Below are 20,413 nucleotides of genomic sequence, written 5' to 3'. Positions count from 1 at the left end.
GCTCAGGGGCGTGCTCAGCCGGTGTTGCGCAGTCCGGCCGCGACCCCGTTGACGGTGAGCAGGAGGGCGCGGGCCAGCAGCGGGTCGGCGGGTTCGCCGCGCTCGGCGGCGGCGCGCTGGCGGGCCAGCAGGGAGACCTGGAGGTAGGAGATGGGGTCCAGGTAGGCGTCGCGGACGGCGAAGGTCTGCTGGAGGACGGGGTGGGAGGCGAGGAGCTTGTCGCCGCCGGTGACTCGCAGGACCTCGCGGACGGTCAGCTCGTGCTCGGCCTCGATCCGGTCGAAGACGTGCTTGAGGTGGTCGGGGACGAGGGTGTCGACGTAGTGCCGGGCGATCCGCAGGTCCGTCTTGGCGAGGGTCATCTCGACGTTGGAGAGGAAGTTGCGGAAGAAGTGCCAGCGCTCGCCCATTTCCACCAGGGCGTCTCCGTGACCGGCTTCGCGCAGGGCCTTGAGGCCGGAGCCGACGCCGTACCAGCCGGGGACGATCTGGCGGGACTGGGTCCAGCCGAAGACCCAGGGGATGGCGCGGAGTCCGTCGAGGCCCGCCCCGGAGTCGGGGCGGCGGGAGGGGCGGCTGCCGAGGTGGAGGTCGGCGAGCTGGTCGACGGGGGTGGCGGCGAAGAAGTACGAGGGGAGGTCGGGGTCCTCGACCAGGGCGCGGTAGGCGCCGTGGGCGGCGTCGGAGACGATGTCCATGGCCGCGTCCCAGCGGGCGAGGGCCTCGTCGGACTGGCGGGGCGCGGTGTGCAGGGCGGAGGCCTGCAGGGTCGCGGCGACGGTCAGTTCGAGGTTCTCGCGGGCGAGGGAGGGGACGAGGTACTTGTCGGAGATGACCTCGCCCTGCTCGGTGACCTTGATCTCGCCTTCGAGGGTGCCCCAGGGCTGGGCGAGGATCGCGTCGTGGGAGGGGCCGCCGCCGCGGCCGACGGTGCCGCCGCGGCCGTGGAAGAGGCGCAGCCGGACGCCGTAGCGGTGCGCGACGTCGCGCAGGCGGCGCTGGGCGCGGTGGATCTCCCACTGGCTGGTGGTGATGCCGCCGAACTTGCTGGAGTCGGAGTAGCCGAGCATGACCTCCTGGACCTCGCCGCGCAGCGAGACGAGGCGGCGGTAGGAGGGGTCGGCGAGCATCTCGTCGAGGATGACGTCGGCCGCGCGCAGTTCGTCGGTGGTTTCCAGGAGCGGGACGATGCCGATCTTGGCCCAGCCCGCGTGGAGGTCGACGAGTCCGGCTTCGCGGGCGAGGACGGCGGCGGCGAAGACGTCGTCGGCGCCCTGGCACATCGAGATGATGTAGGACTCGATGACCTCGGGGCCGAACTTCTCGAAGGCGTCCTTGATGGCGCCGAAGACGCCGAGGGTCTTGTGCCCGGCGGCGTCGAGGGGCGCGGGGGTGGGGGCCAGGGGGCGCCGGGAGCGCAGTTCCTTGGCGAGGAGCTTCTGGCGGTAGTCGCGCGGCATGTCGGCGTAGCGCCAGGATTCCTCGCCGAGGCGGTCGAAGAGCTGACCGAGGGCGTGGTGGTGGGCGTCGGCGTGTTCGCGTACGTCCATGGTGGCGAGCTGGAGGCCGAAGGCGGCCAGCGTGCGGATCGTGCGGTCCATGCGGCCGTCGGCGAAGAGCGCGCCGCGGTGTTCGCGCAGCGAGGTCTGGATGAGGGTGAGGTCGGTGAGCAGCTCGGCGGTGCCGAGGTAGTCGCGGCCTTGTTCGTGGGGGGTGCCCTTGGCGAGGCGCTCGCGGGTGTTGACGAGCTTCTGCCGGATGCAGGTGGCCTTGAGCCGGTAGGGCTCTTCGGCGTTGAGGCGCTTGTAGCGGGGGCTGATCTCGGGGAGGCGTTCGAGGTCGCCCTGGAGGGAGGTGAGGAGTTCCTCGGTGGCTCCGGTGTAGCGGATGGAGTTGGAGAGGAGTCCGCGCAGGAAGTCGATGAGTTCGAGGGCGTCGGTGATGCCGTGTTCGTGCTGGAGGATCAGGACGTCGCGGGTGACGTCGGGGGTGACGTTGGGGTTGCCGTCGCGGTCGCCGCCGATCCAGGTGCCGAAGGTGAGGGGGCGGGTTCCGGCGGGGATCTCGATGCCGACGCGCTGGAGTTCGGCGGCGAGGTCCTCCAGTACGTCGCCGACGGCTCCGGCGTGGAGTTCGTCGAGGTAGTAGATGGCGTTGCGGGCCTCGTCGGCGGGCTCGGGGCGCACGACGCGCAGCTCGTCGGTCTGCCACACGAGGTCGATGTTCTCGGCGAGGCGCAGGTCGTGGCGGCGGCGTTCGCCGGCTCCGGTGACGGGCTCTTCGAGGAGGGCGGCGATGCGGCGCAGCTTGTTGAGGACGCTGCGGCGGGCGGCCTCGGTGGGGTGCGCGGTGAAGACGGGCCGGACGTTGAGGTTCTTGACCGTTTCGCGCAGGTGTTCGGGGTCGGCGTCCTTGAGCATGTCGGCGGTGCGCGCGAGGAGGCTGCCTTCGGCGGCGCGGTGGGCGCGCAGTTCCTTGCCGCGGTGCACCTGTTCGGTGACGTTGGCGAGGTGGAAGTACGTGGAGAAGGCGCGTACGAGCTTGGCGGCGGTCTCCAGGTCGGTGTCGCCGAGGAGGGTGGCGGCGGCTTCGCCGTCGGTGCGGGTGAGGGCGCGGACGCGTTCGACGAGGTCGAGGAGGTCCTGGCCCTCCTGGCGGACGAGGGTCTCGCCGAGGAGGTCGCCGAGGCGGCGGATGTCCGCGCGCAGCTCCGCGTTGGCCATGTCTGCTGATGTAACCGTGGCCGGGGTGACGGGGGCCTGGTCGGCACTGCTCACAGGTGCGGCTCCTTGCAGTGTTTCGAGCGCTACTGGGGCGTGGCCTCCGGGGTGCGCGCGGCGGTGCCTGCCCGGATGACGTCCGGTCCGTCTCCGCCTGGTGCGCAGCTCGGCTGCCCGTGCGGACCGCGCTGTCCGACGACACCAGGATAGGTGTCCTGGCCCGGTGCCCGGTGCGACGGCTCGGGTCCGTCTCGGGATGCGGTCGGTGGGCGGGCGGAGGGCGGGGTGCCGCTCTTGCCGCGGCGCTCACCTTTGCCATACTTACGATGCCGTAGGTTACGGGACCGTAGCCGGGCTCCTGCCGACTCCCTCACCCCCCAGGGGACCCCATGACCGTAAGCCCCGATCTGATCGAGGACGCCTCGGCGTCCTCCGGAGCATCCGCGCCGTCCGCGACGCTGGGCGGTGAGAGCAAGAGGTCGGTCGAGCAGATCGCGCTCCTGCTGTTCATCGCCGTGCCGTTCCTGGCGGTGCTCGCCGCGATTCCGCTGGCCTTCGCCTGGGGCGGGGTGAGCTGGCTGGACCTGGGCCTGATGGTGTTCATGTACTTCCTGGCCTGCCACGGCATCACCATCGGGTTCCACCGCTACTTCACGCACGGTTCCTTCAAGGCGAAGCGGCCGCTGCGGATCGTGCTGGCCGTGATGGGTTCGATGGCGGTGGAGGGTCCCCTGGTGCGCTGGGTGGCGGACCACCGCAAGCACCACAAGTACTCGGACCACGAGGGCGACCCGCATTCGCCGTGGCGGTTCGGCGAGACCCTGCCCGCCCTGATGAAGGGCCTGTGGTGGGCGCACATCGGCTGGCTGTTCGACGAGGAGCAGACGAACCAGGAGAAGTACGCGCCCGACCTGATCAAGGACCCGGCGATCCGGCGGATCTCGCGCGACTTCATCTACTGGACGATCTTCTCGCTGGCGATCCCGCCGCTGGTGGGCGGCCTGGTGACGATGTCCTGGTGGGGCGCTTTCACCGCGTTCTTCTGGGGCTCCCTGGTCCGCGTGGCGCTGCTGCACCACGTGACCTGGTCCATCAACTCGATCTGTCACGCGGTGGGCAAGCGTCCCTTCAAGTCGCGCGACCGTTCGGGCAACGTGTGGTGGCTGGCCGTGCTCTCCTGCGGCGAGTCCTGGCACAACCTGCACCACGCGGATCCGACCTCGGCCCGGCACGGCGTGCTGCGCGGCCAGGTCGACTCCAGCGCGCGGCTGATCCGCTGGTTCGAGCTGGCCGGCTGGGCGAGCGAGGTGCGCTGGCCGTCGGCGTCCAGGATCGACGCCCGGCGCAAGGAAAAGGCCACGAACCCGGCATGATGGGTGACGTGGCGATCGACGGCGGTACCCCCAGCAGCGACAAGCCGCGGCGCAGCCGCCGGGTCAGGATGACCGGCGCCGAGCGGCGTCAGCAGCTGCTGGACGTCGGTCGCACCCTGTTCGCGGAGAAGGGCTTCGAGGGCACCTCGGTGGAGGAGATCGCGGCGAAGGCCGGGGTGTCCAAGCCGGTGGTGTACGAGCACTTCGGGGGCAAGGAAGGCCTGTACGCGGTCGTCGTGGACCGGGAGATGCGCCAGCTGCTGGACGGGGTGACGGGCGCGTTGACGGCCGGGCACCCGCGCGAGTTGCTGGAGCAGGCGGCGTTCGCGCTGCTGGACTACATCGAGTCGTACACGGACGGTTTCCGGATCCTGGTCCGTGACTCGCCGGTGGCCCAGTCGACGGGCACGTTCGCCTCGCTGATCAGCGATATCGCCACGCAGGTCGAGGACATCCTGGGCCTGGAGTTCAAGGCGCGCGGTTTCGACCCGAAGCTGGCGCCGCTGTACGCGCAGGCGCTGGTCGGGATGGTCGCGCTGACCGGGCAGTGGTGGCTGGACGTCCGCAAGCCGAAGAAGGCGGAGGTCGCCGCGCACCTGGTGAACCTGGCCTGGCACGGCCTGGACCGCCTGGAATCGAAGCCCCGCCTGGTGGGCCACCGCAAGAGCTGAGCGAGCGACGGACTCCGGACCGAAAGGTTGTACGAAAAAGCACTTCTACCTCGGGAAACCCACCAGTAGCCTGGTGTCACTTCCCGGGGGGGAACATACGGTCGAGGCGCCGCGCCGCAGTTCTGCGCGCGCCTCGATCGTCGTGTGGTCCACCCGGTTTCACCTGCAATCCAGGGGGAACCCTCTTGTCTTCGTCGCGCACTCAGCGCCTCGGCCGCCTCGCGGCCTGCACCGCACTCGCACTCTCCGCGAGTTCTCTGATCGTCGCCGGCCAGGCATCCGCCGCCGGCAAGGCGACGGACCGCCCCACGGGCTCGTCCGCCGCGCCCTCCGCCGCCGCGCCGAAGGCCCGCGTCCCGCACCCCGCCGCTCCGGCGGCGGGTGTGGTGACCGCCCCGAAGCCCGCGGCCAAGGGCCTGCGTGCCGCCCCGCCGCAGACGCTCGCCGCGTCCAGCGTCCCGCAGCCGCGTCTCGACCTGAACGGTGACGGCTTCAGCGAGCTGGTCTTCCGTACGACCCGCGGTTACACGGGGGCGTTCGAGAGCAACGGCTCCACCCGCGTGGACGTTCACATCGACGGCGAGAACGATGAGACGGTCAAGGACATCATCGCCCTCGGCAACGCGGGCGGCGGCTGGAACCCCGAGGTCCTCACCTGGACCTTCGACGGCAAGCTCCAGCTGCGCGAGACCTCCGGCAGCTCGGTGGGCGCCCCGGTCTGGACCGGCACCGGCTGGCAGATCTACAACCGCGTGATCGCGGCGGCCGACCTGAACAGGGACGGCCGTCCGGACCTGCTCGCGCGCACCCCGTCCGGCGACCTGTACCTGTACAAGGGCACCGGCGACCTCACCAAGCCCTTCACCGACCGGGTCAAGGTCAGCAGCGGCTGGGAGCAGTACGACCAGATCCTCGGCGTCAACGACGTCGACGGTGACGGCGCGGCGGACGTCATCGGCCGCACGGGCACTGGTGACCTGTACTTCCACAAGGGCACCGGCAACGCGGCCGCCCCGTTCGCGGCGCGGACCCAGATCGCCACCGGCTGGACCTTCTACAGCCAGCTCATCGCGGGCGACGACATCGACGGCGACGGCAAGGCCGACCTGCTGGGCGTGACCGAGAGCGGCGACCTGTTCTGCCACTTCTCCGAGGGCAACGGCAAGTTCACCTGGCAGACGAACTGCGGGTCGAACTGGACCAACCTCGAGATGTTCGCCGGCGCGAGCATCACGCCGGTCTACGGGAAGCACAGCCTCGGCGCGCTCGACACCAACGGTCAGGCCTGGTCGTACGACAACCTGTCCAACGGCGGCTTCTACGAGCCGCGCACGTCGGGCAGCTTCGTGTGGCCGACCGACGGCTCGAAGCTGGTGCTGGCCTCCGGCATGGACAAGGTCAACTGGGGTCACCAGTTCCAGTTCAACCAGTGGGGCCTGACCAACCGGACCACCGGTCAGAACATCGCCGGTGACTGGTGGGGCGTCACCAACCTGATCGTCGGCGGCGGCGACGTCTCGGGCGACGGCAAGGGCGACCTGCTGACCCGTGACGTCTGGGGCAACCTGTACGTCCACCAGGGCGACGGCACCGGCAACAAGTTCGCGGCTCCGGTCAACGTCGGCAGCGGCTGGGACCAGTACAACGCCATCGCGGCCGGCGACTTCAACGGCGACGGCATCGCGGACGTGGTCGGCAACTCCAACGTCAACGGCGCCGGCCACCTGTACTTCCACCAGGGCACCGGCAAGGCCTCCGCGCCGTTCTCGGCGCGCCGTGAGGTCAGCGGCGGCAGTGAGATCACCCAGCTCACCTCGCCCGGTGACCTGAACGCCGACGGCAAGGCCGACCTGGTCATGGTCGACGCCTCCGGCCACGTCAGCCAGCGGACGGCGGGCAACGCCTCCAGCGCCGCGCTCTTCAACGGCGCGCGCGCCCTGTACGACAACTGGACGTACCGCAACGTCAGCTGATCACCGCACCGCCCGCACGGCGAGCGGCACGCGGCACGGCGCCCCGTCACCGGACCTCCGGTGGCGGGGCGCCGTGCTGTGTCCGGTCCCGGGGGTCAGTGGGCGGGGCGGGGTGCGTCGGGTTCCAGGAACTCCAGCCGGTTGCCGACGGGGTCCTCGGAGTAGAAGCGGCGGTGGCCCGGGAGGTGGTCGTCCCAGACGACGGTGGCGCCGCGGGCGCTCAGGCGGGCGGCGTAGGCCTCGATCCCGGTGACCCGCAGGCCCGGGTGGGCCTTGCGGGCGGGGCGGAAGTCCTCCTCCACGCCCAGGTGCAGCTGTACGGGCCCGGCGGCGAACCAGCAGCCGCCGCGGGCGGCCAGGACGGGCGGCTTGGGGATCTCCGTCATGCCGAGGACGTGCCCGTAGTACGCGCGCAGGGCGCCCTCGGAGCCGGGCGGGGCGGCCAGCTGGACGTGGTCGACGGCGCTGAGCACGCTCAGCCCTCCTTCCGGGCGACGGCGAAGACGCGGCGGAAGGGGAACACCGTCCCGCGCGGGCCGGCCGGGTAGGCGGCGCGCAGCAGGTCGCGGTATGCGGCGAGGAACTCGTCCACGGCCGCCCGGTCGTCGCCGAGGGCGGTCAGGACGGGGCGCAGGGCGGTGCCCTTGACCCAGTCGAGGACCGGATCGGGGCCGGTGAGCAGCTGGTGGTACGTGCTCTCCCAGACGTCGGCCGTGCAGCCGAGCTGGGTGAGCCGGTCCAGGTAGTCGCCGGGTTCGAGGACGTGGATGTATCGGGCGCCGTGTCCGGCGAGCCGCTCCCGCCAGCGCGGGGTGTCGCAGAGCGCGTGGAGCAGGGCGTGGCTGGGGGCGGTGAAGTTGCCGGGGATCTGGAAGGCGAAGGTGCCGCCGGGGCGCAGGCCGTTGATCCAGGGGGCGAAGGAGCCGGGGTGGCCGGGGACCCATTGCAGGGCGGCGTTGGAGACGATCAGGTCGTACGTGCCCTCGGGGAGCCAGCTGCCGAGGTCTCCGTGGGCGAAGGCGAGGGAGCCGCCGCCGGGGGTGGGGCCCGCGTACTCCTCGGTGGCGCGCCGGAGCATCTCCGGGGAGAGGTCGAAGCCGGTGATGTCCGCGTCGGGCCAGCGCTCGGCGAGGAGGGCGGTGACGTTGCCGGGGCCGCAGCCGAGGTCGGCGATGCGGGCGGGGCGGCCGGGGCCGGTGGGCAGGTCGGGGATCCGGCCGATGAGGTCCCGGAAGGGGCGGGCGCGGTGGCTCGCGTGCCGCAGGTACTGCTGCGGATCCCAGGTGGGTGCGGGTCGGGCGGCGCCCTTGGCATGGGCCCCGGAGCTGTCCTCGTCGTGCGGCGGCCGGACTGCCGGAGCGGTATCGGAATGCATGTTCGAGCCTCCCTTTGGGCGGGACGGGCGGAAGCGGAATCAGTCCCGGCCCCTGCCTGCCCATGGTCACCCCATATATATCTTGACGTCAAGAGACTTCATATCGACATACCCCTTACACTGATCGACATGGAGGACGAGGTCGACCGATTGGTCGCGGCATGGCGGCGCGAACGCCCTGACCTCGACGTGGAACCGCTCGAAGTGCTCAGCCGCGTCAGCAGGCTCGCACGCCACCTGGACCGGGCACGCAGGCTCGCATTCGCCGAGCACAGCCTGGAGCCGTGGGAGTTCGACGTCCTGACCTCGCTGCGCCGCGCCGGAGCCCCGTACCAGCTCTCCCCCGGGCAGCTCCTCACCCAGACCCTGGTCACCTCCGGCACCATGACCAACCGCATCGACCGGCTCGCGAAGAAGGGCCTGGTCGAGCGGCTGCCCGACCCCAGCGACCGGCGCGGGGTGCTGGTCCGGCTCACGCCGGAGGGGCGCGACCGCGCCGACCAGGCGCTCGCCGGGCTGCTCGCGCAGGAGCGGGCGATCCTCGCCCAGCTGTCCCGCTCCGAGCGCGGCGACCTGGCCTCGCTGCTACGCCAGCTGACCGCTCCGTTCGACAACATCCCCGGCTAGGTCCGCCGGGCGTACTCCCGCCCGCCGGGCCAGCGCCACCGCCGCCAGGGTGGAGTGCACCCCGAGCTTGCCCAGCACGTTCTGCATGTGGGTCCGCACGGTGTGCGGGGACAGGAACAGCCGGGCCGCCACGTCCTTGCGGCCCAAGCCCGCCACCATGCAGCGCAGCACCTCGTGCTCGCGCGGGGTCAGGGACTCCACCAGCCGCTCGCTGTCCGTACGGTGCTTGCGCGCCTGGGTCAGCTCCCGCAGCACCCCGGTGAGCAGGGCGGGCGGCAGGTGCGTCTCCTCGCGCAGCACGCCCCGGACCACCGCGAGCAGCCGGGACAGGGAGCAGTCCTTCGCCACCCACCCGGAGGCCCCGGCCTGCAGGGCGAGGGCGGCCCGGCGCGGCTCGTCACGCTCGGCCAGGACGACCGTACGGACGCCGGGATGGGCCGTCCGTACGCCCGCGACCAGCGCGATCCCGTCGCCCGGAGGACCGGCCCCGGCCTCCCGCTGCGCGGGCACCGGACCGGCCGGAGCGCCGGTCAGGTCGGCGTCGACGAGCAGCACGTCGAAGCGGCGCCCCTCGGCGGCGCCCCGTTCGAGACAGCGCAGCGCGGCGGGGCCGCTCCCGGCCGCGGACACGTCCACGTCCGGCTCGGCCGCGAGCGCGGCCGCCAGCGACTCGGCGAAGATGCGGTGATCGTCCACCACGAGAACCCGGATACGAACCACAGAACCCCCAAGGGTCGGGGAACGGACAGCTGCGGGCACGGCGCCCGGACGGGGTGATCCGCAGCTGCCGCGGCCGCCGCCGTGGCACCTCGGCACTACCCCGGACCGGACGCCGCACCCGACACGTCTCGACCCCTGAATCAACACCGGCCCCCACCGGTGTCACGCATCAGCGTAGGCCCGGGGCGGTGCGCGGTTGGCCGAATTGCAGAAGTTTTCCGAGCCATTTTCCGGTGCGTCGGCCTGTAGAACAGCTGTGCGTGGCTTGATCTCACCGATCCCCCGGGGCCCGGACCCCGCCCCCGCGACGGGGTGTGCCACCGGCAGATGCACGGGGGCATTCCACGCAGCGCGCGCACGCCGGGCGCCCGCGCGCGAAGCCCCGAACCAGCGCGCGAACCCCGCTCGCGCGCTCCCCTCAGCGCTGGGCGAAGGCCCAGGCGTCGCCGACGATCCCCGCGAGGTCCGCACGCGAGGGGGTCCAGCCGAGCCGGTCGCGGGCGGTGGCCGCCGAGGCGACCAGGACGGCCGGGTCACCGGCCCGGCGCGGGGCCACGACCTCCGGGATCGGGTGCCCGGTCACCTTGCGGACCGTCTCGATGACCTCGCGCACCGAGAACCCGCTGCCGTTGCCGAGGTTGCAGATCAGGTGCTCCCCGGACGCCGGGGTCGCGAGCGCGGCCAGGTGCGCCTCGGCCAGGTCCGCGACGTGGATGTAGTCGCGCACGCAGGTGCCGTCCGGGGTCGGGTAGTCCTCGCCGAAGACGGAGATCGACTCGCGCTGCCCCAGCGCGACCTGGAGCACCAGCGGGATGAGGTGGGTCTCGGGGTCGTGCCGCTCCCCGAACTCCTTGTACGCGCCGGCCACGTTGAAGTACCGCAGCGAGACCGCCGTCAGCCCGTGGGCCGCGCACTCACCGGTGATCATGTGGTCGACGGCCAGCTTCGACGCCCCGTACGGATTGGTCGGCCTGGTCACCGACTCCTCCGTCAGCAGCCCCTCGGTGGGCTCCCCGTAGGTCGCGGCGGTGGAGGAGAACACCAGCTTCTTCACCCCGGCCTCCCGCATCGCGGTGAGCAGCGCCAAGGTGCCGCCGACGTTGTTGTCCCAGTACTTGCCGGGGTTCACCACGGACTCGCCGACCTGCGAGAAGGCCGCGAAGTGCAGCACCGCGTCGAAGGAGGCGTCGAGGTGGCGGGCGGCGTCCTGGATCCGGCCGTGCACGAGGGTGGCGCCCTGCGGGACGCCCGCCTCGAAACCGGTGGAGAGGTCGTCGAGGACGGTGACCTCGTGTCCGGCCTCCAGCAGATGGGCCGCGACGACGCTGCCCACGTATCCCGCGCCACCGGTGACCAGGTACTTGCTCACTCGCCCACTACCTCTCGAAGTCGCCCGGCCGCGCACACGCGCGGCCCGTTCCCCCCTGGCTTACCCGATTCCGGGCCCACGGCGAAATCGGCGGGGTGTGCGAGAGGTGCGACAGGTGCGATACGGGCGCTACGGGCGGGACGCGCGGTCGAGCAGGCCGGTGCGCGCGGCCAGCGCGGCCGCCTCCAGCCGGGAGCCGACGCCGAGTTTCATCAGGACCCGCTGGACGTGGGTGCGCGCGGTGCTCGGGGCGATCGCCATGCCCGCCGCGATGAGCCGGGTGTCCTCGCCCTCGGCGACCCGGACCAGGACCTCCACCTCGCGCGGGGTGAGCAGGCGCAGCAGTCTGCTGCCCTCGTCGTCGGGCTGGGTGGTGGGGTTGAGGAGTTCGGCGAAGGCGCCCTGGAGCAACTGCGGTGACACGGCGGCCTCTCCGGCCCGCGCCTTGGCCAGGGCCCGCTCCACTCCCTCGATCCGCTCGTCCTGGCGCACGTACCCGCAGGCGCCCGCGGCGAAGGCGGCCGCGATCCCGCGCGGGCTGGGCACGGGGCCCAGGACGACCACGGCGATCTGCGGGCGCTCGCGGCGGATCCGCACGATGGGTTCGAAGATCCCCGGCTCGGCGGGGGTGGCGGTGCCCAGCAGGCAGACCTCGGGGGCGCGGCTGATCACCAGCTCCGCGGCCCCGGCGGTCGGGGCGGCCGCGGCCAGCACCCGGTGCCCGCGCAGCTTCAGCGCCGAGGCGAGCGCCTCGGCCAGTAGCCGGTGATCGTCAACGACCATGACCCGTACGCCCATGACGGCATGCACCCCCCCGACCCTTCTGACCCGGCAAGCTACACGCTTGTTCGACGCCGCGTGCCGGTTCCCGCGCAGAAGCCCCCGGAAGGACTGACCTTCCGGGGGCTCCTCTGTCGGCGCGCGGCCGGACGGCCGTCAGTTCGCTGTGAAGGAGACGAACAGGTACGACGGGTCGGTCGTCGCCGAGTACGGCTTGCTGATCAGCGTCTGGGCGATGAAGAACCGCCCGTTCTGGTAGCGGTATTCGGCTCCGAGCGAGGAGAACGCGGTCTCGGGGCGCCGGATGTTCTTGTCCGAGGGCATCTCCATGAGGAGGGTCTGCTTCATCGTCGTGCCGTCGATGCTGACGATCTGGCCGCCCTTCTCGTACGGGGGCAGCTTGTAGGCGATGACGTTCGGCCCGTCCATGCGCAGCGGCATCAGCGTGAACTGCTCGCCCGCGTCGGAGCGGTCGGTGGTCTGCTTGCCGGTGCTCAGGTCGAAGGACAGCAGCTCGTTGGTGCGCCCGTAGGAGTCCGAGCCCTTGTGTTCCGCGGCCGGGACGTAGATCTTGCCGTTGCCGACGACCATCTTCCGGCAGCCCTCGACCTCGGTGGGCTCGCAGCGGACGTCGTAGTTGCCGGAGGAGACCGGGATACGGGTCTTCAGCGCGCCCGCGTCGTCGAGGACGAAGAGGTCGCTGACCGCGCTGCCGCCCTTGGCGGCGTCACCGACGTCGGCGCCGACGATGAGCGGCTTGGTGGAGACGATGCTGGCGTACTCGATGCCCTGGGACATCTTGTACGAGGACTTGGGGGCGCCGGTCGTCGGGTCCAGGCTCTGCGCGAGCAGGTACTGGCTGCCGTACGGGCCGCACTTGCGGATGACGGCGAGGGCGTCGCCGCCGCCGTAGCCGAGGTCGTAGCAGCCGTCGGCGTCGACCTTGGCGGGCCACAGGTTCTTGCCGTCGGCGAGATTCCAGCCCGCGCCGCCCTGGAGTCCGCCCGCGGCCACGGTCTGGCCGCTGATGGTGATCTCCTTGAACTCCACCGGCTTGTCACCGCTGGTGGCGGCCTTGATGTTGCCGGACCAGGCCAGCTTGCCCGCGTTCAGGTCGATGACGCCGACCTGGTTGCAGCGCGGGTACTTGTTGGCGTCGCTGGGCAGCGCCTCCTTGAAGAGGATCGCGGTCTTGCCCTCGCTGATGTGCTTGGTGGCGCCGCAGAGCTGCGCCGGGAGCGGGACGGACCACTTCTCCGCGCCGGTGCCCAGGTCATAGCCGACGACCTTGGCCACGTCGGACTTCACGTAGGCGGTGTCCGTGATCCAGGAGCCCTCGACGTTGACGAGGTCGTCGACCTTCGGCTGCGTGACGTTGACGAGGGTCTTCGCCTTGGTCTTGGCGGGGACCTTCTCCGTGGCGCCCGCGCCCGGGGGCTTGTCGCCGCCGCCGTTGGCCCCGGGGCTCTTGCCGTCGGTGGGGCCCTGTGCGGTGGCCTTCGTGCCGCCGTCGTCGGAGACGTACCAGTAGCCGCCGCCGGCGATGAGGACGATGGCCACGACCGCCGCCGCGACGATGAGCAGCTGGTTGCGCAGGTCGTTGCCGCCGCCCCCGCCGCCGTTGCCGTTGCCGCCGCCCGCGGGCGGTGCGTACGCGGGCTGCTCGGCCTGCGGGTAGCCGTAGCCCGGACCCGGCTGCTGCTGCTGCGGGTAGCCGTAGGCGGCGTTCGGCTGCTGCGGGGGCATCGGCGGTACGGGCGGTGCGGCCGGCGGGGGCGCGAAGCCGCCCTGCGGCGGGTCCTGGGGCGCGCCGAAGCCGCCGGACGGGGGCTGGTTCGGGGGCGGCGGGGTACTCATCGGGTGCTTCTGCCTCTCGTGGACTGCCTGGGGAACGACGCTGCGGACACGGTCACTTGCCGAAGACCATGAGGAACTTCTCGTCCTTGCCCGCGCCGGTGAGGTGCGTGGAGGACATGAAGAGCCTGCCGCCCGCGTAGGCGATCTGCGGGGTGGAGAAGGAGTTCTCCAGCGGTGCGGCGGGGCCGGACGGATTGCGCAGCACCGGGGTGGGCTTGCCGCCGGTGAGGGGGACGGAGACGACTTGGCCGCCCGCGTCGTGGTCCTGCGACTGGCTGTACGCGTAGAGCGTGCCGTTCTCGGCCGTCAGCGGGACCAGGGTGCGCATGTCCCCGGCCGGGGTGCGCCACTTGGTCTTCCCGGTGCCGAGGTCGAAGGCGACCAGTTCGTTGGAGGCGCCCTCGGTGGGCAGCACGATGGTGTTGGCGGCGGCGTCCACGACGACGCCCCAGCAGCTCTGGAGGGACGTGTCGAGCAGGGTGGTGTCGCAACGGGGCGTGAACTGGCCGTCGCCGCTGAGCTGGGAGCGCTGCTTGCCGTCGGGGCCCAGAACCATGATGGAACGCTGGTTCTTGTCGCGCTGCTTGACGTCGACGACGAGCGGGTCCACGGAGTAGACCTTGCTGACCTTCCAGCCCTCGGGGAAGCGGTAGGTCCAGCTCTTCTTGCCGGTGGCCGGGTCGGCGCCCTGGAGTTCCTCGATCCCGTCGGCGCAGGTCGCGAGCGCGACGAGCTTGCCGTTGCCCCCGGCGTACGAGCCGGGCTGGCAGCCTTCGGCGACGCTGCCGCCGAACAGCCGGTCGCCGGTGCTCACCTTGAAGGCGCTGGCCATGCCGATGCGGCTGACGGTGACGGTGTCACCGGTGAGGGAGAGGCCGGGGGTGACCATGATGTCGAAGAGGCCCTCCTTGGGGACCTCCTTCGTCCATCCCTCCTTGCCCGCCTTCAGGTCGACCATCTTCAGCTGGTTGCAGCTGGCTTGGTCGGACTCACCGCTCATGAAGGCCACCACGACCTTGCCGTCGGCGGTGGTCTGGAAGGGGGTGCTGCAGATCTTCGCCGGGAAGGCGAGCGTCCACTTCTCCTTGCCGTCGTTCACGTTGTAGGCGACGAGGGACTTGTAGAGGGACTTGACGACGGTGTCGCCCACGATCCACTGGCCCGTGGCGTCGCCGCCGCCGCCCGGCAGGTCGGTGGAGTTGGTCTTGAGCCACAGGACCTTGTCCTCGCCGGGCTTGCGGCCGGAGTTGAGGTCGGCGTCGGCGTCGCCGTTGCCCTTGCCGTCGCCCTTGTCGACCGGGGCCGAGGCCGAGGGGCCGCCGTCGGCGGGCGGGGAGCTCTGGGCCACGACGGGCTTCTTGTCGCCGCCGCCGTCGGAGAAGGCGACGTACGCCCCGGTGCCGAGGACCAGGACCGCGGCCACGGAGGCGGCGATCACGGCGGTCTTCCGGCCGGGTCCCGCGGGTCCCCCGGAGCCGCCGGGCGGTCCGGGCGGGGTGGCCGGGCCGGGCGGCGGCGGGTAGCCGTATCCCTGCTGCGGGTAGCCGTATCCCTGCTGCGGCTGCTGCCCGTACGGGGCCTGGGGGGCCTGCGGCTGCGTCGCGTACGGGTTGTCGCCCTGCGGCGGGAATCCGTAGCCGGAGGGCGGCGGCGGGCCGGGCAGGTGCCCGTAACCGGGAGGTACAGGCGGCTGGTTCGGCGGCTGCGGCGGCTCGGTCATCAGCTGTACCTTCGGCGTCGGTCGGGCGTGGGGGATGACCTTTGTATCACTGCGGGCGCACGCGGGACGGGCCGGTCCAGCCCCTGTGCCCAAGGGAGGACCGGCCCGTGACTGCGCCGTTATCCGGCCAGTTGGCGCGCGCGGCGCCGGAACCTACGCGTCCTCCGCCAGCTCCAGCCAGCGCATCTCCAACTCGTCCCGTTCCGAGATGAGTTCGCGCAGCTCCGCGTCCAGCTTGGCGACCCTGTCGAAATCGGTGGCGTTCTCGGCGATCTGCGCGTGCAGGTTCGTCTCGCGGTCCGACATCTTGTTGAGCTGGCGCTCGATCTTCTGGAGCTCCTTCTTCGCGGCACGCGCGTCGCCCGAGGAGGTCTTCTCCTTGGTGGCGGCCGGGGCGGGCGCGGGCGAGGCCTCGGCGATCATCCGCCGCCTGCGCTCCAGGTACTCGTCGAGGCCGCGCGGCAGCATCCGCAGGCTCTTGTCGCCGAGCAGCGCCATCACGGTGTCGGTGGTGCGCTCGATGAAGAACCGGTCGTGGGAGATCACGATCATCGATCCGGGCCAGCCGTCGAGGAGGTCTTCCAGCTGGGTGAGGGTCTCGATGTCGAGGTCGTTGGTGGGCTCGTCGAGGAAGAGGACGTTGGGCTCGTCCATCAGCAGGCGCAGGATCTGGAGCCTGCGGCGCTCACCGCCGGAGAGGTCGCCGACCGGCGTCCACTGCTTCTCCTTGGTGAAGCCGAACTGCTCGCACAGCTGGCCCGCGGTCATCTCGCGGCCGTTGCCGAGGTCCACCCGGTCACGGACTCGCTGTACGGCTTCCAGGACGCGCAGGGACGGGTCGAGTTCGCCGACCTCCTGCGAGAGGTAGGCGAGCCGGACTGTCTTGCCGACGGTGACCTTGCCCGCCGCGGGCTGTACGTCGCCCTGGGTGCGGGCGGCCTCGCCGAGCGCACGCAGCAACGAGGTCTTGCCCGCGCCGTTGACGCCGACCAGGCCGACCCGGTCGCCGGGGCCGAGGTGCCAGGTCAGGTGCTGGAGCAGGGTCTTGGGGCCGGCCTGGACGGTGACGTCCTCCAGGTCGAAGACCGTCTTGCCGAGACGCGCGTTGGCGAACTTCATCAGCGCACTGGTGTCGCGCGGCGGCGGCACGTCGGCGATCAGCTCGTTGGCCGCCTCGATGCGGTAGCGCGGCTTGGAGGTGCGCGCGGGGGCGCCGCGGCGCAGCCAGGCCAGCTCCTTGCGCATCAGGTTCTGCCGCTTGGACTCCTCGGTGGAGGCGATCCGGTCGCGCTCGGCGCGGGCGAAGACGTAGTCGCTGTAGCCGCCCTCGTACTCGTGGACGTCACCGCGCTGCACGTCCCACATGCGGGTGCAGACCTGGTCGAGGAACCAGCGGTCGTGGGTGACGCAGACGAGCGCGGAACGGCGCTCCTGGAGGTGCTTGGCCAGCCAGGAGATGCCCTCGACGTCGAGGTGGTTGGTGGGCTCGTCGAGGATGAGCAGGTCCTGGTCGGCGATCAGCAGCTGGGCGAGCGCGATCCGGCGGCGCTCGCCACCGGAGAGCGGGCCGATGACGGTGTCCAGGCCCTGTTCGAAGCCGGGCAGGTGCAGGCCGCCGAAGAGGCCGGTCAGCACGTCGCGGATCTTCGCGTTGCCCGCCCACTCGTGGTCGGCCATGTCGCCGATGATCTCGTGGCGGACGGTGGCGGTGGGGTCGAGGGAGTCGTGCTGGGTGAGCACGCCCATCTGCAGACCGCCGTTCTGGGTGACCCGGCCGATGTCCGGATCCTCCAGCTTCGCGAGCATCCGGATGAGGGTGGTCTTGCCGTCTCCGTTACGTCCTACGACGCCGATCCGGTCCCCCTCGGATACGCCGAGGGAGATGCCGTCGAGCAGGGTACGGGTGCCGTACACCTTGCTGACTGCCTCGACATTGACCAGGTTGACGGCCATCAGACGCGCTCCAGAGAAAGGGGTGGATCAGCCCCTTACCCTAACCTTCCCGGCCGGGCCCGACCGCTGCGCGAACGCCGGGCGGGCCCGTGCGCGGGCGGCCCGGGCTCAGTGGCGGGTGGCGCCCGGGGCCGGGGAGGTGGCCACGCTGGTGGCGCGGCAGGTCCCGGAGGCGGTCAGGGCCCCGGCGACCTTCGCCGCGGACTCGGGGTCCCGGACCAGGAAGGCGGTGGTCGGCCCGGAGCCCGAGACCAGGGCGGCCAGCGCTCCCGCGTCCAGGCCCGCGTCCAGGGTCCGCGCCAGCTCCGGGCGCAGCGAGAGCGCCGCCGCCTGGAGGTCGTTGAGCAGGGTCGCGGCCAGCGCGTCCGGGTCTCCGGCGGCCAGCGCGGCCAGCAGGTCCGGGGCGGCCAGCGGCGCGGGGATCTCCGTACCGGCCGCGGCGGCGAGCCGGTCGAACTCGCGGAAGACGGCCGGGGTCGACAGTCCCCCGTCGGCGACGGCGAACACCCAGTGGAAGATCCCGGACTCCAGCGGGGCGAGCTGCTCCCCGCGTCCCGTGCCGAGGGCCGCGCCGCCGACCAGGCTGAAGGGGACGTCGCTGCCGAGTTCGGCGCAGATCTCCAGCAGCTCGGCCGGGCTGCTGCCCAGGCCCCACAGCAGGTCGCAGGCGAGGAGTGCGCCCGCGCCGTCCGCGCTGCCGCCCGCCATGCCGCCCGCGACGGGGATGTTCTTCGCGATGTGGAGGTGGACGGCCGGGTCCAGGCCGTGCCGGGCGGCGAGCAGTTCGGCGGCCCGCGCCGCGAGGTTCGTACGGTCGAGGGGGACCTGGTCGGCGTCGGGGCCGGAGCAGGTCACCGTCAGGGTGTCGGCGGGGGTGGCGGTGACCTCGTCGTAGAGGGAGACGGCGAGGAAGACGTTGGCCAGGTCGTGGAAGCCGTCGGGGCGGGCCGCGCCCACCGCCAGTCCGGCGTTGACCTTGGCGGGCACCCGTACGGTGACGGCTGTGACGGCTGGAGCGGCTCCGGCGGCTGCGGCTCCGGCCCCGGCGGCGCTCACAGGGCCGCCCGCTCCGCCACCGGCTTGTTCTCGGCGATCCGCGCGAACTCCTCGACCGTCAGGGCCTCGCCGCGGGCCTGCGGGGAGATCCCGGCGGCGACCAGCGCGCTCTCGGCGCCCGCCGCCGAGCCCGCCCAGCCGGCGAGGGCGGCGCGCAGCGTCTTGCGGCGCTGGGCGAAGGCGGCGTCGACGACGGCGAAGACCTCGCGCTTGGTGGCGGTGGTCTTGACGGGCTCGGCCCGGCGGACCAGGGCGACGAGCCCGGAGTCGACGTTCGGCGCGGGCCAGAAGACGTTGCGGCCGATGGATCCGGCGCGCTTGACGTCGGCGTACCAGGCGGCCTTGACCGAGGGCACGCCGTAGACCTTGTTGCCGGGCTTGGCGGCGAGCCGGTCGGCGACCTCCGCCTGGACCATGACCAGGGTCCGCTCGATGCTGGGGAAGCGGCCGAGCATGGTCAGCAGGACGGGCACGGCCACGTTGTAGGGCAGATTGGCGACCAGGGCGGTGGGCGCCGGGCCGGGCAGTTCCGTCACGAGCATCGCGTCGGAGTGCACGAGCGCGAACCGGTCGGCGCGGGCGGGCATCCGGGCCTCGATGGTGGCGGGCAGCGCGGCGGCGAGCACGTCGTCGATCTCGACGGCGACGACGCGGTCGGCGGCCTCCAGCAGGGCCAGGGTCAGCGAGCCGAGGCCCGGGCCGACCTCGACGACGACGTCGTCGGGGCGCACCCCGGCGGTGCGCACGATCCGGCGGACCGTGTTGGCGTCGATGACGAAGTTCTGGCCCTTCTGCTTCGTCGGGCGCACGCCGAGTACGGCCGCCAGTTCCCGGATGTCGGCGGCGCCGAACAGCGCGTCGGGGCTCTGCGCGGGGGCCTCGTTCCCGGCGCTGTGCTCTGCGGTGCCGTGCTCTGCGGTGCCGTGCTCTGCGTTGTCCTGCTCTGCGGTGCTCACCGGTAAAGCCTACGGCCGCAATGGGGCCACGGACTCGCCCCCCGCTGCACGTAGAGCTTCTTGGCCCGGTACGTCTGCTCCGTGCCGGACGCCGCCTGGGGGCTGCCGCTGCCGCCGAGGCTCTGCCAGGTCTGCACGTCGAACTGGTAGAGGCCGCCGTACGTTCCCGACGCGTCGGTGGCCGAGGCCCGGCCTCCCGATTCGCAGTGGGCCAGTGCCCCCCAGTCCAGGCCGTCCGCCCCGGCGACCGAGTCGGGCAGCGGCCGGGTGCCGACCCTGACCAGCTGGGACACGGGCTCGCGCAGGGTCTCCTCGGCGATCCGGCGGGGCTTTTGCCGGACGCCGTTGACGGAACGGAGGCTGTAGGTGACCCGGCGTGCGCCGGGGCGGCCGACGCGTTCGACCACCTCGGTCCCGGCGAACAGGGCGTCGTCCCGGACCTTCTCGGTCTCGTACGGGATGCGCTCCTCGCGGACCTCGCGGGTGCCGGTGATGCGCAGCACGGTGACGGTCTGGCCGTCGCGGGGGAAGGAGCCCGGCGGCACGGAGGTGGTGTCCTGGGCGTGCAGGGAGATCCCGGCCTGGTCGAGGGCCTCCTGGACGGTGGCGGCGTTGGTGCGGATGGTGCGTTCGCGGCCGTCGGCCATGAAGGTGACGCTGCGTTCGGTGCGGACGTTGAGGGTCAGCCCGCCGCGCGGTACGGGGGCGGTCCGGGGGGCGGAGAGGTAGGCGCCCTCGGCGCGGACGCCGAGCTGGCGCAGGGCGCCCTCGACGGTGTCGGCGGTGGTCCACAGCTGGCGTCGCTGACCGTCGAGGGTGAGCTGGAGCGGGCGGCCGTAGCGGACGACGATCTCGTCGCCGTCGTCGAGGTCGGCGGCCCGGGCGGGGGCGACGAGGTCGTGGGGGCCGACGCCGAGCCCCTCGGCCCGGAGCAGTTCGTCGACGTCGTCGGCGAAGGTGTGCAGGGTGCGGGGTTCGCCGTCCACGGTGAGCCGGACCGCCTTGTCGGCGGCGACGAAGGCGGAGGTGCCGCCCGCGAGGAAGGCGACGACGAGGGCCTGCGGGACGATCCGGCGCCAGCTGGCGGTGCCGCGCCCGGCCTTGTTGCCGCGCCGGGTCCGGGTGGCGGTGGCGGCGGGCCCGCCGTCGTGTCTGCCGCGGCGTGGCGGGGGCACCTCGGCCGCCGTGGCCGCGCCACCGGCCGTACCGGGGTCCGCAGCGGGATCGGACGTGGGACCGGGCAGGGGACCGGGCGTGGGACCG

At 72.2% G+C, this 20,413-nt stretch carries 16 protein-coding genes; 4 read left to right on the top strand and 12 right to left on the bottom strand.

Annotated elements, in window-relative coordinates; all coding sequences use genetic code 11:
* Positions 1 to 14 precede the first annotated feature (14 nt).
* Entirely contained in the window at positions 15 to 2,777 is a 2,763-nt protein-coding gene (gene ppc, locus QMF80_RS07040; RefSeq protein WP_502962786.1) for a phosphoenolpyruvate carboxylase, read from the bottom strand.
* A 332-nt stretch (positions 2,778 to 3,109) separates the two neighbouring features.
* Between ppc and QMF80_RS07035 the strand changes: the two genes are divergently transcribed.
* From QMF80_RS07035 to QMF80_RS07025, 3 genes are all read left to right on the top strand, one after another.
* Positions 3,110 to 4,093, top strand: coding sequence for an acyl-CoA desaturase (locus QMF80_RS07035; RefSeq protein ID WP_283450555.1), 984 nt, complete (start codon positions 3,110 to 3,112; stop codon positions 4,091 to 4,093).
* On the top strand, positions 4,093 to 4,764 hold the full coding sequence (locus QMF80_RS07030) for a TetR family transcriptional regulator (protein WP_502962793.1): 672 nt from the start codon (positions 4,093 to 4,095) through the stop codon (positions 4,762 to 4,764). The genes QMF80_RS07035 and QMF80_RS07030 overlap by 1 nt, the downstream gene beginning before the upstream one ends.
* 185 nt (positions 4,765 to 4,949) lie before the next feature.
* Positions 4,950 to 6,737 carry an FG-GAP repeat domain-containing protein gene (locus QMF80_RS07025; RefSeq protein WP_283450551.1) on the top strand — a complete coding sequence of 596 codons (1,788 nt, stop codon included), beginning with the start codon at positions 4,950 to 4,952 and terminating at the stop codon, positions 6,735 to 6,737.
* A 95-nt stretch (positions 6,738 to 6,832) separates the two neighbouring features.
* Here QMF80_RS07025 and QMF80_RS07020 read toward each other — a convergent pair whose 3' ends face one another.
* Together QMF80_RS07020 and QMF80_RS07015 are read right to left on the bottom strand one after the other, a co-directional pair.
* Positions 6,833 to 7,210 carry a VOC family protein gene (locus QMF80_RS07020; RefSeq protein WP_283450549.1) on the bottom strand — a complete coding sequence of 126 codons (378 nt, stop codon included), beginning with the start codon at positions 7,208 to 7,210 and terminating at the stop codon, positions 6,833 to 6,835.
* Positions 7,211 to 7,212: 2 nt separating this feature from the next.
* Positions 7,213 to 8,112: a trans-aconitate 2-methyltransferase gene (locus QMF80_RS07015; RefSeq protein ID WP_283450547.1), complete on the bottom strand. Its 900-nt coding sequence runs from the start codon at positions 8,110 to 8,112 to the stop codon at positions 7,213 to 7,215.
* Between the two features lie 129 nt (positions 8,113 to 8,241).
* On the opposite strand from QMF80_RS07015, the gene QMF80_RS07010 reads away from it, so the two are divergent.
* Positions 8,242 to 8,739: a MarR family winged helix-turn-helix transcriptional regulator gene (locus QMF80_RS07010; RefSeq protein WP_283450545.1), complete on the top strand. Its 498-nt coding sequence runs from the start codon at positions 8,242 to 8,244 to the stop codon at positions 8,737 to 8,739.
* Here the strand turns inward: QMF80_RS07010 and QMF80_RS07005 are convergent.
* The 9 genes from QMF80_RS07005 to QMF80_RS06965 form a co-directional block, all read right to left on the bottom strand.
* Positions 8,698 to 9,459: a LuxR C-terminal-related transcriptional regulator gene (locus QMF80_RS07005; protein ID WP_283450544.1), complete on the bottom strand. Its 762-nt coding sequence runs from the start codon at positions 9,457 to 9,459 to the stop codon at positions 8,698 to 8,700. The two genes, QMF80_RS07010 and QMF80_RS07005, sit on opposite strands and share 42 nt — an antisense overlap.
* Positions 9,460 to 9,877: 418 nt before the next feature.
* A complete protein-coding gene (gene galE / locus QMF80_RS07000; RefSeq protein WP_283450543.1) occupies positions 9,878 to 10,828 on the bottom strand; it encodes a UDP-glucose 4-epimerase GalE in 951 nt (316 codons plus the stop codon).
* 129 nt (positions 10,829 to 10,957) lie between these two features.
* Complete coding sequence (locus tag QMF80_RS06995; protein WP_283450792.1) at positions 10,958 to 11,626, bottom strand: response regulator transcription factor; 669 nt, start codon at positions 11,624 to 11,626, stop codon at positions 10,958 to 10,960.
* A 138-nt stretch (positions 11,627 to 11,764) separates the two neighbouring features.
* A complete protein-coding gene (locus QMF80_RS06990) occupies positions 11,765 to 13,465 on the bottom strand; it encodes an outer membrane protein assembly factor BamB family protein (RefSeq protein ID WP_283450542.1) in 1,701 nt (566 codons plus the stop codon).
* Between the two features lie 52 nt (positions 13,466 to 13,517).
* A complete protein-coding gene (locus QMF80_RS06985; protein WP_283450541.1) occupies positions 13,518 to 15,185 on the bottom strand; it encodes an outer membrane protein assembly factor BamB family protein in 1,668 nt (555 codons plus the stop codon).
* Positions 15,186 to 15,338: 153 nt separating this feature from the next.
* Positions 15,339 to 17,138 carry an ABC-F family ATP-binding cassette domain-containing protein gene (locus tag QMF80_RS06980; RefSeq protein WP_283450540.1) on the bottom strand — a complete coding sequence of 600 codons (1,800 nt, stop codon included), beginning with the start codon at positions 17,136 to 17,138 and terminating at the stop codon, positions 15,339 to 15,341.
* 108 nt (positions 17,139 to 17,246) lie between these two features.
* A complete protein-coding gene (locus QMF80_RS06975) occupies positions 17,247 to 18,194 on the bottom strand; it encodes a 4-(cytidine 5'-diphospho)-2-C-methyl-D-erythritol kinase (RefSeq protein ID WP_283450539.1) in 948 nt (315 codons plus the stop codon).
* Entirely contained in the window at positions 18,191 to 19,048 is an 858-nt protein-coding gene (gene rsmA, locus QMF80_RS06970; RefSeq protein WP_283450790.1) for a 16S rRNA (adenine(1518)-N(6)/adenine(1519)-N(6))-dimethyltransferase RsmA, read from the bottom strand. Before rsmA ends, QMF80_RS06975 begins: the two co-directional genes overlap by 4 nt.
* Before the next feature lie 98 nt (positions 19,049 to 19,146).
* Positions 19,147 to 20,394, bottom strand: a complete 1,248-nt coding sequence (locus tag QMF80_RS06965; protein ID WP_283450788.1) for a resuscitation-promoting factor — start codon at positions 20,392 to 20,394, stop codon at positions 19,147 to 19,149.
* Positions 20,395 to 20,413 lie beyond the last annotated feature (19 nt).

Origin of the sequence: Streptomyces sp. G-G2 (assembly GCF_030063135.1) — a bacterium.
Taxonomy (GTDB): Bacteria; Actinomycetota; Actinomycetes; order Streptomycetales; family Streptomycetaceae; genus Streptomyces.
The sequence above is the reverse complement of the archived record's forward strand: the minus strand, read 5'-3'. Positions and strand labels throughout refer to the sequence as shown.

Bases quoted from the DNA above. Each gene is read 5' to 3' on its own strand.
- QMF80_RS06990 (WP_283450542.1), bottom strand. From the start codon at position 13,465: ATGAGTACCCCGCCGCCCCCGAACCAGCCCCCGTCCGGCGGCTTCGGC.
- QMF80_RS07015 (WP_283450547.1), bottom strand. From the start codon at position 8,112: ATGCATTCCGATACCGCTCCGGCAGTCCGGCCGCCGCACGACGAGGAC.
- QMF80_RS06980 (WP_283450540.1), bottom strand. From the start codon at position 17,138: ATGGCCGTCAACCTGGTCAATGTCGAGGCAGTCAGCAAGGTGTACGGC.
- QMF80_RS07010 (WP_283450545.1), top strand. From the start codon at position 8,242: ATGGAGGACGAGGTCGACCGATTGGTCGCGGCATGGCGGCGCGAACGC.
- QMF80_RS07035 (WP_283450555.1), top strand. From the start codon at position 3,110: ATGACCGTAAGCCCCGATCTGATCGAGGACGCCTCGGCGTCCTCCGGA.
- QMF80_RS06995 (WP_283450792.1), bottom strand. From the start codon at position 11,626: ATGGGCGTACGGGTCATGGTCGTTGACGATCACCGGCTACTGGCCGAG.
- QMF80_RS06985 (WP_283450541.1), bottom strand. From the start codon at position 15,185: ATGACCGAGCCGCCGCAGCCGCCGAACCAGCCGCCTGTACCTCCCGGT.
- QMF80_RS07030 (WP_502962793.1), top strand. From the start codon at position 4,093: ATGGGTGACGTGGCGATCGACGGCGGTACCCCCAGCAGCGACAAGCCG.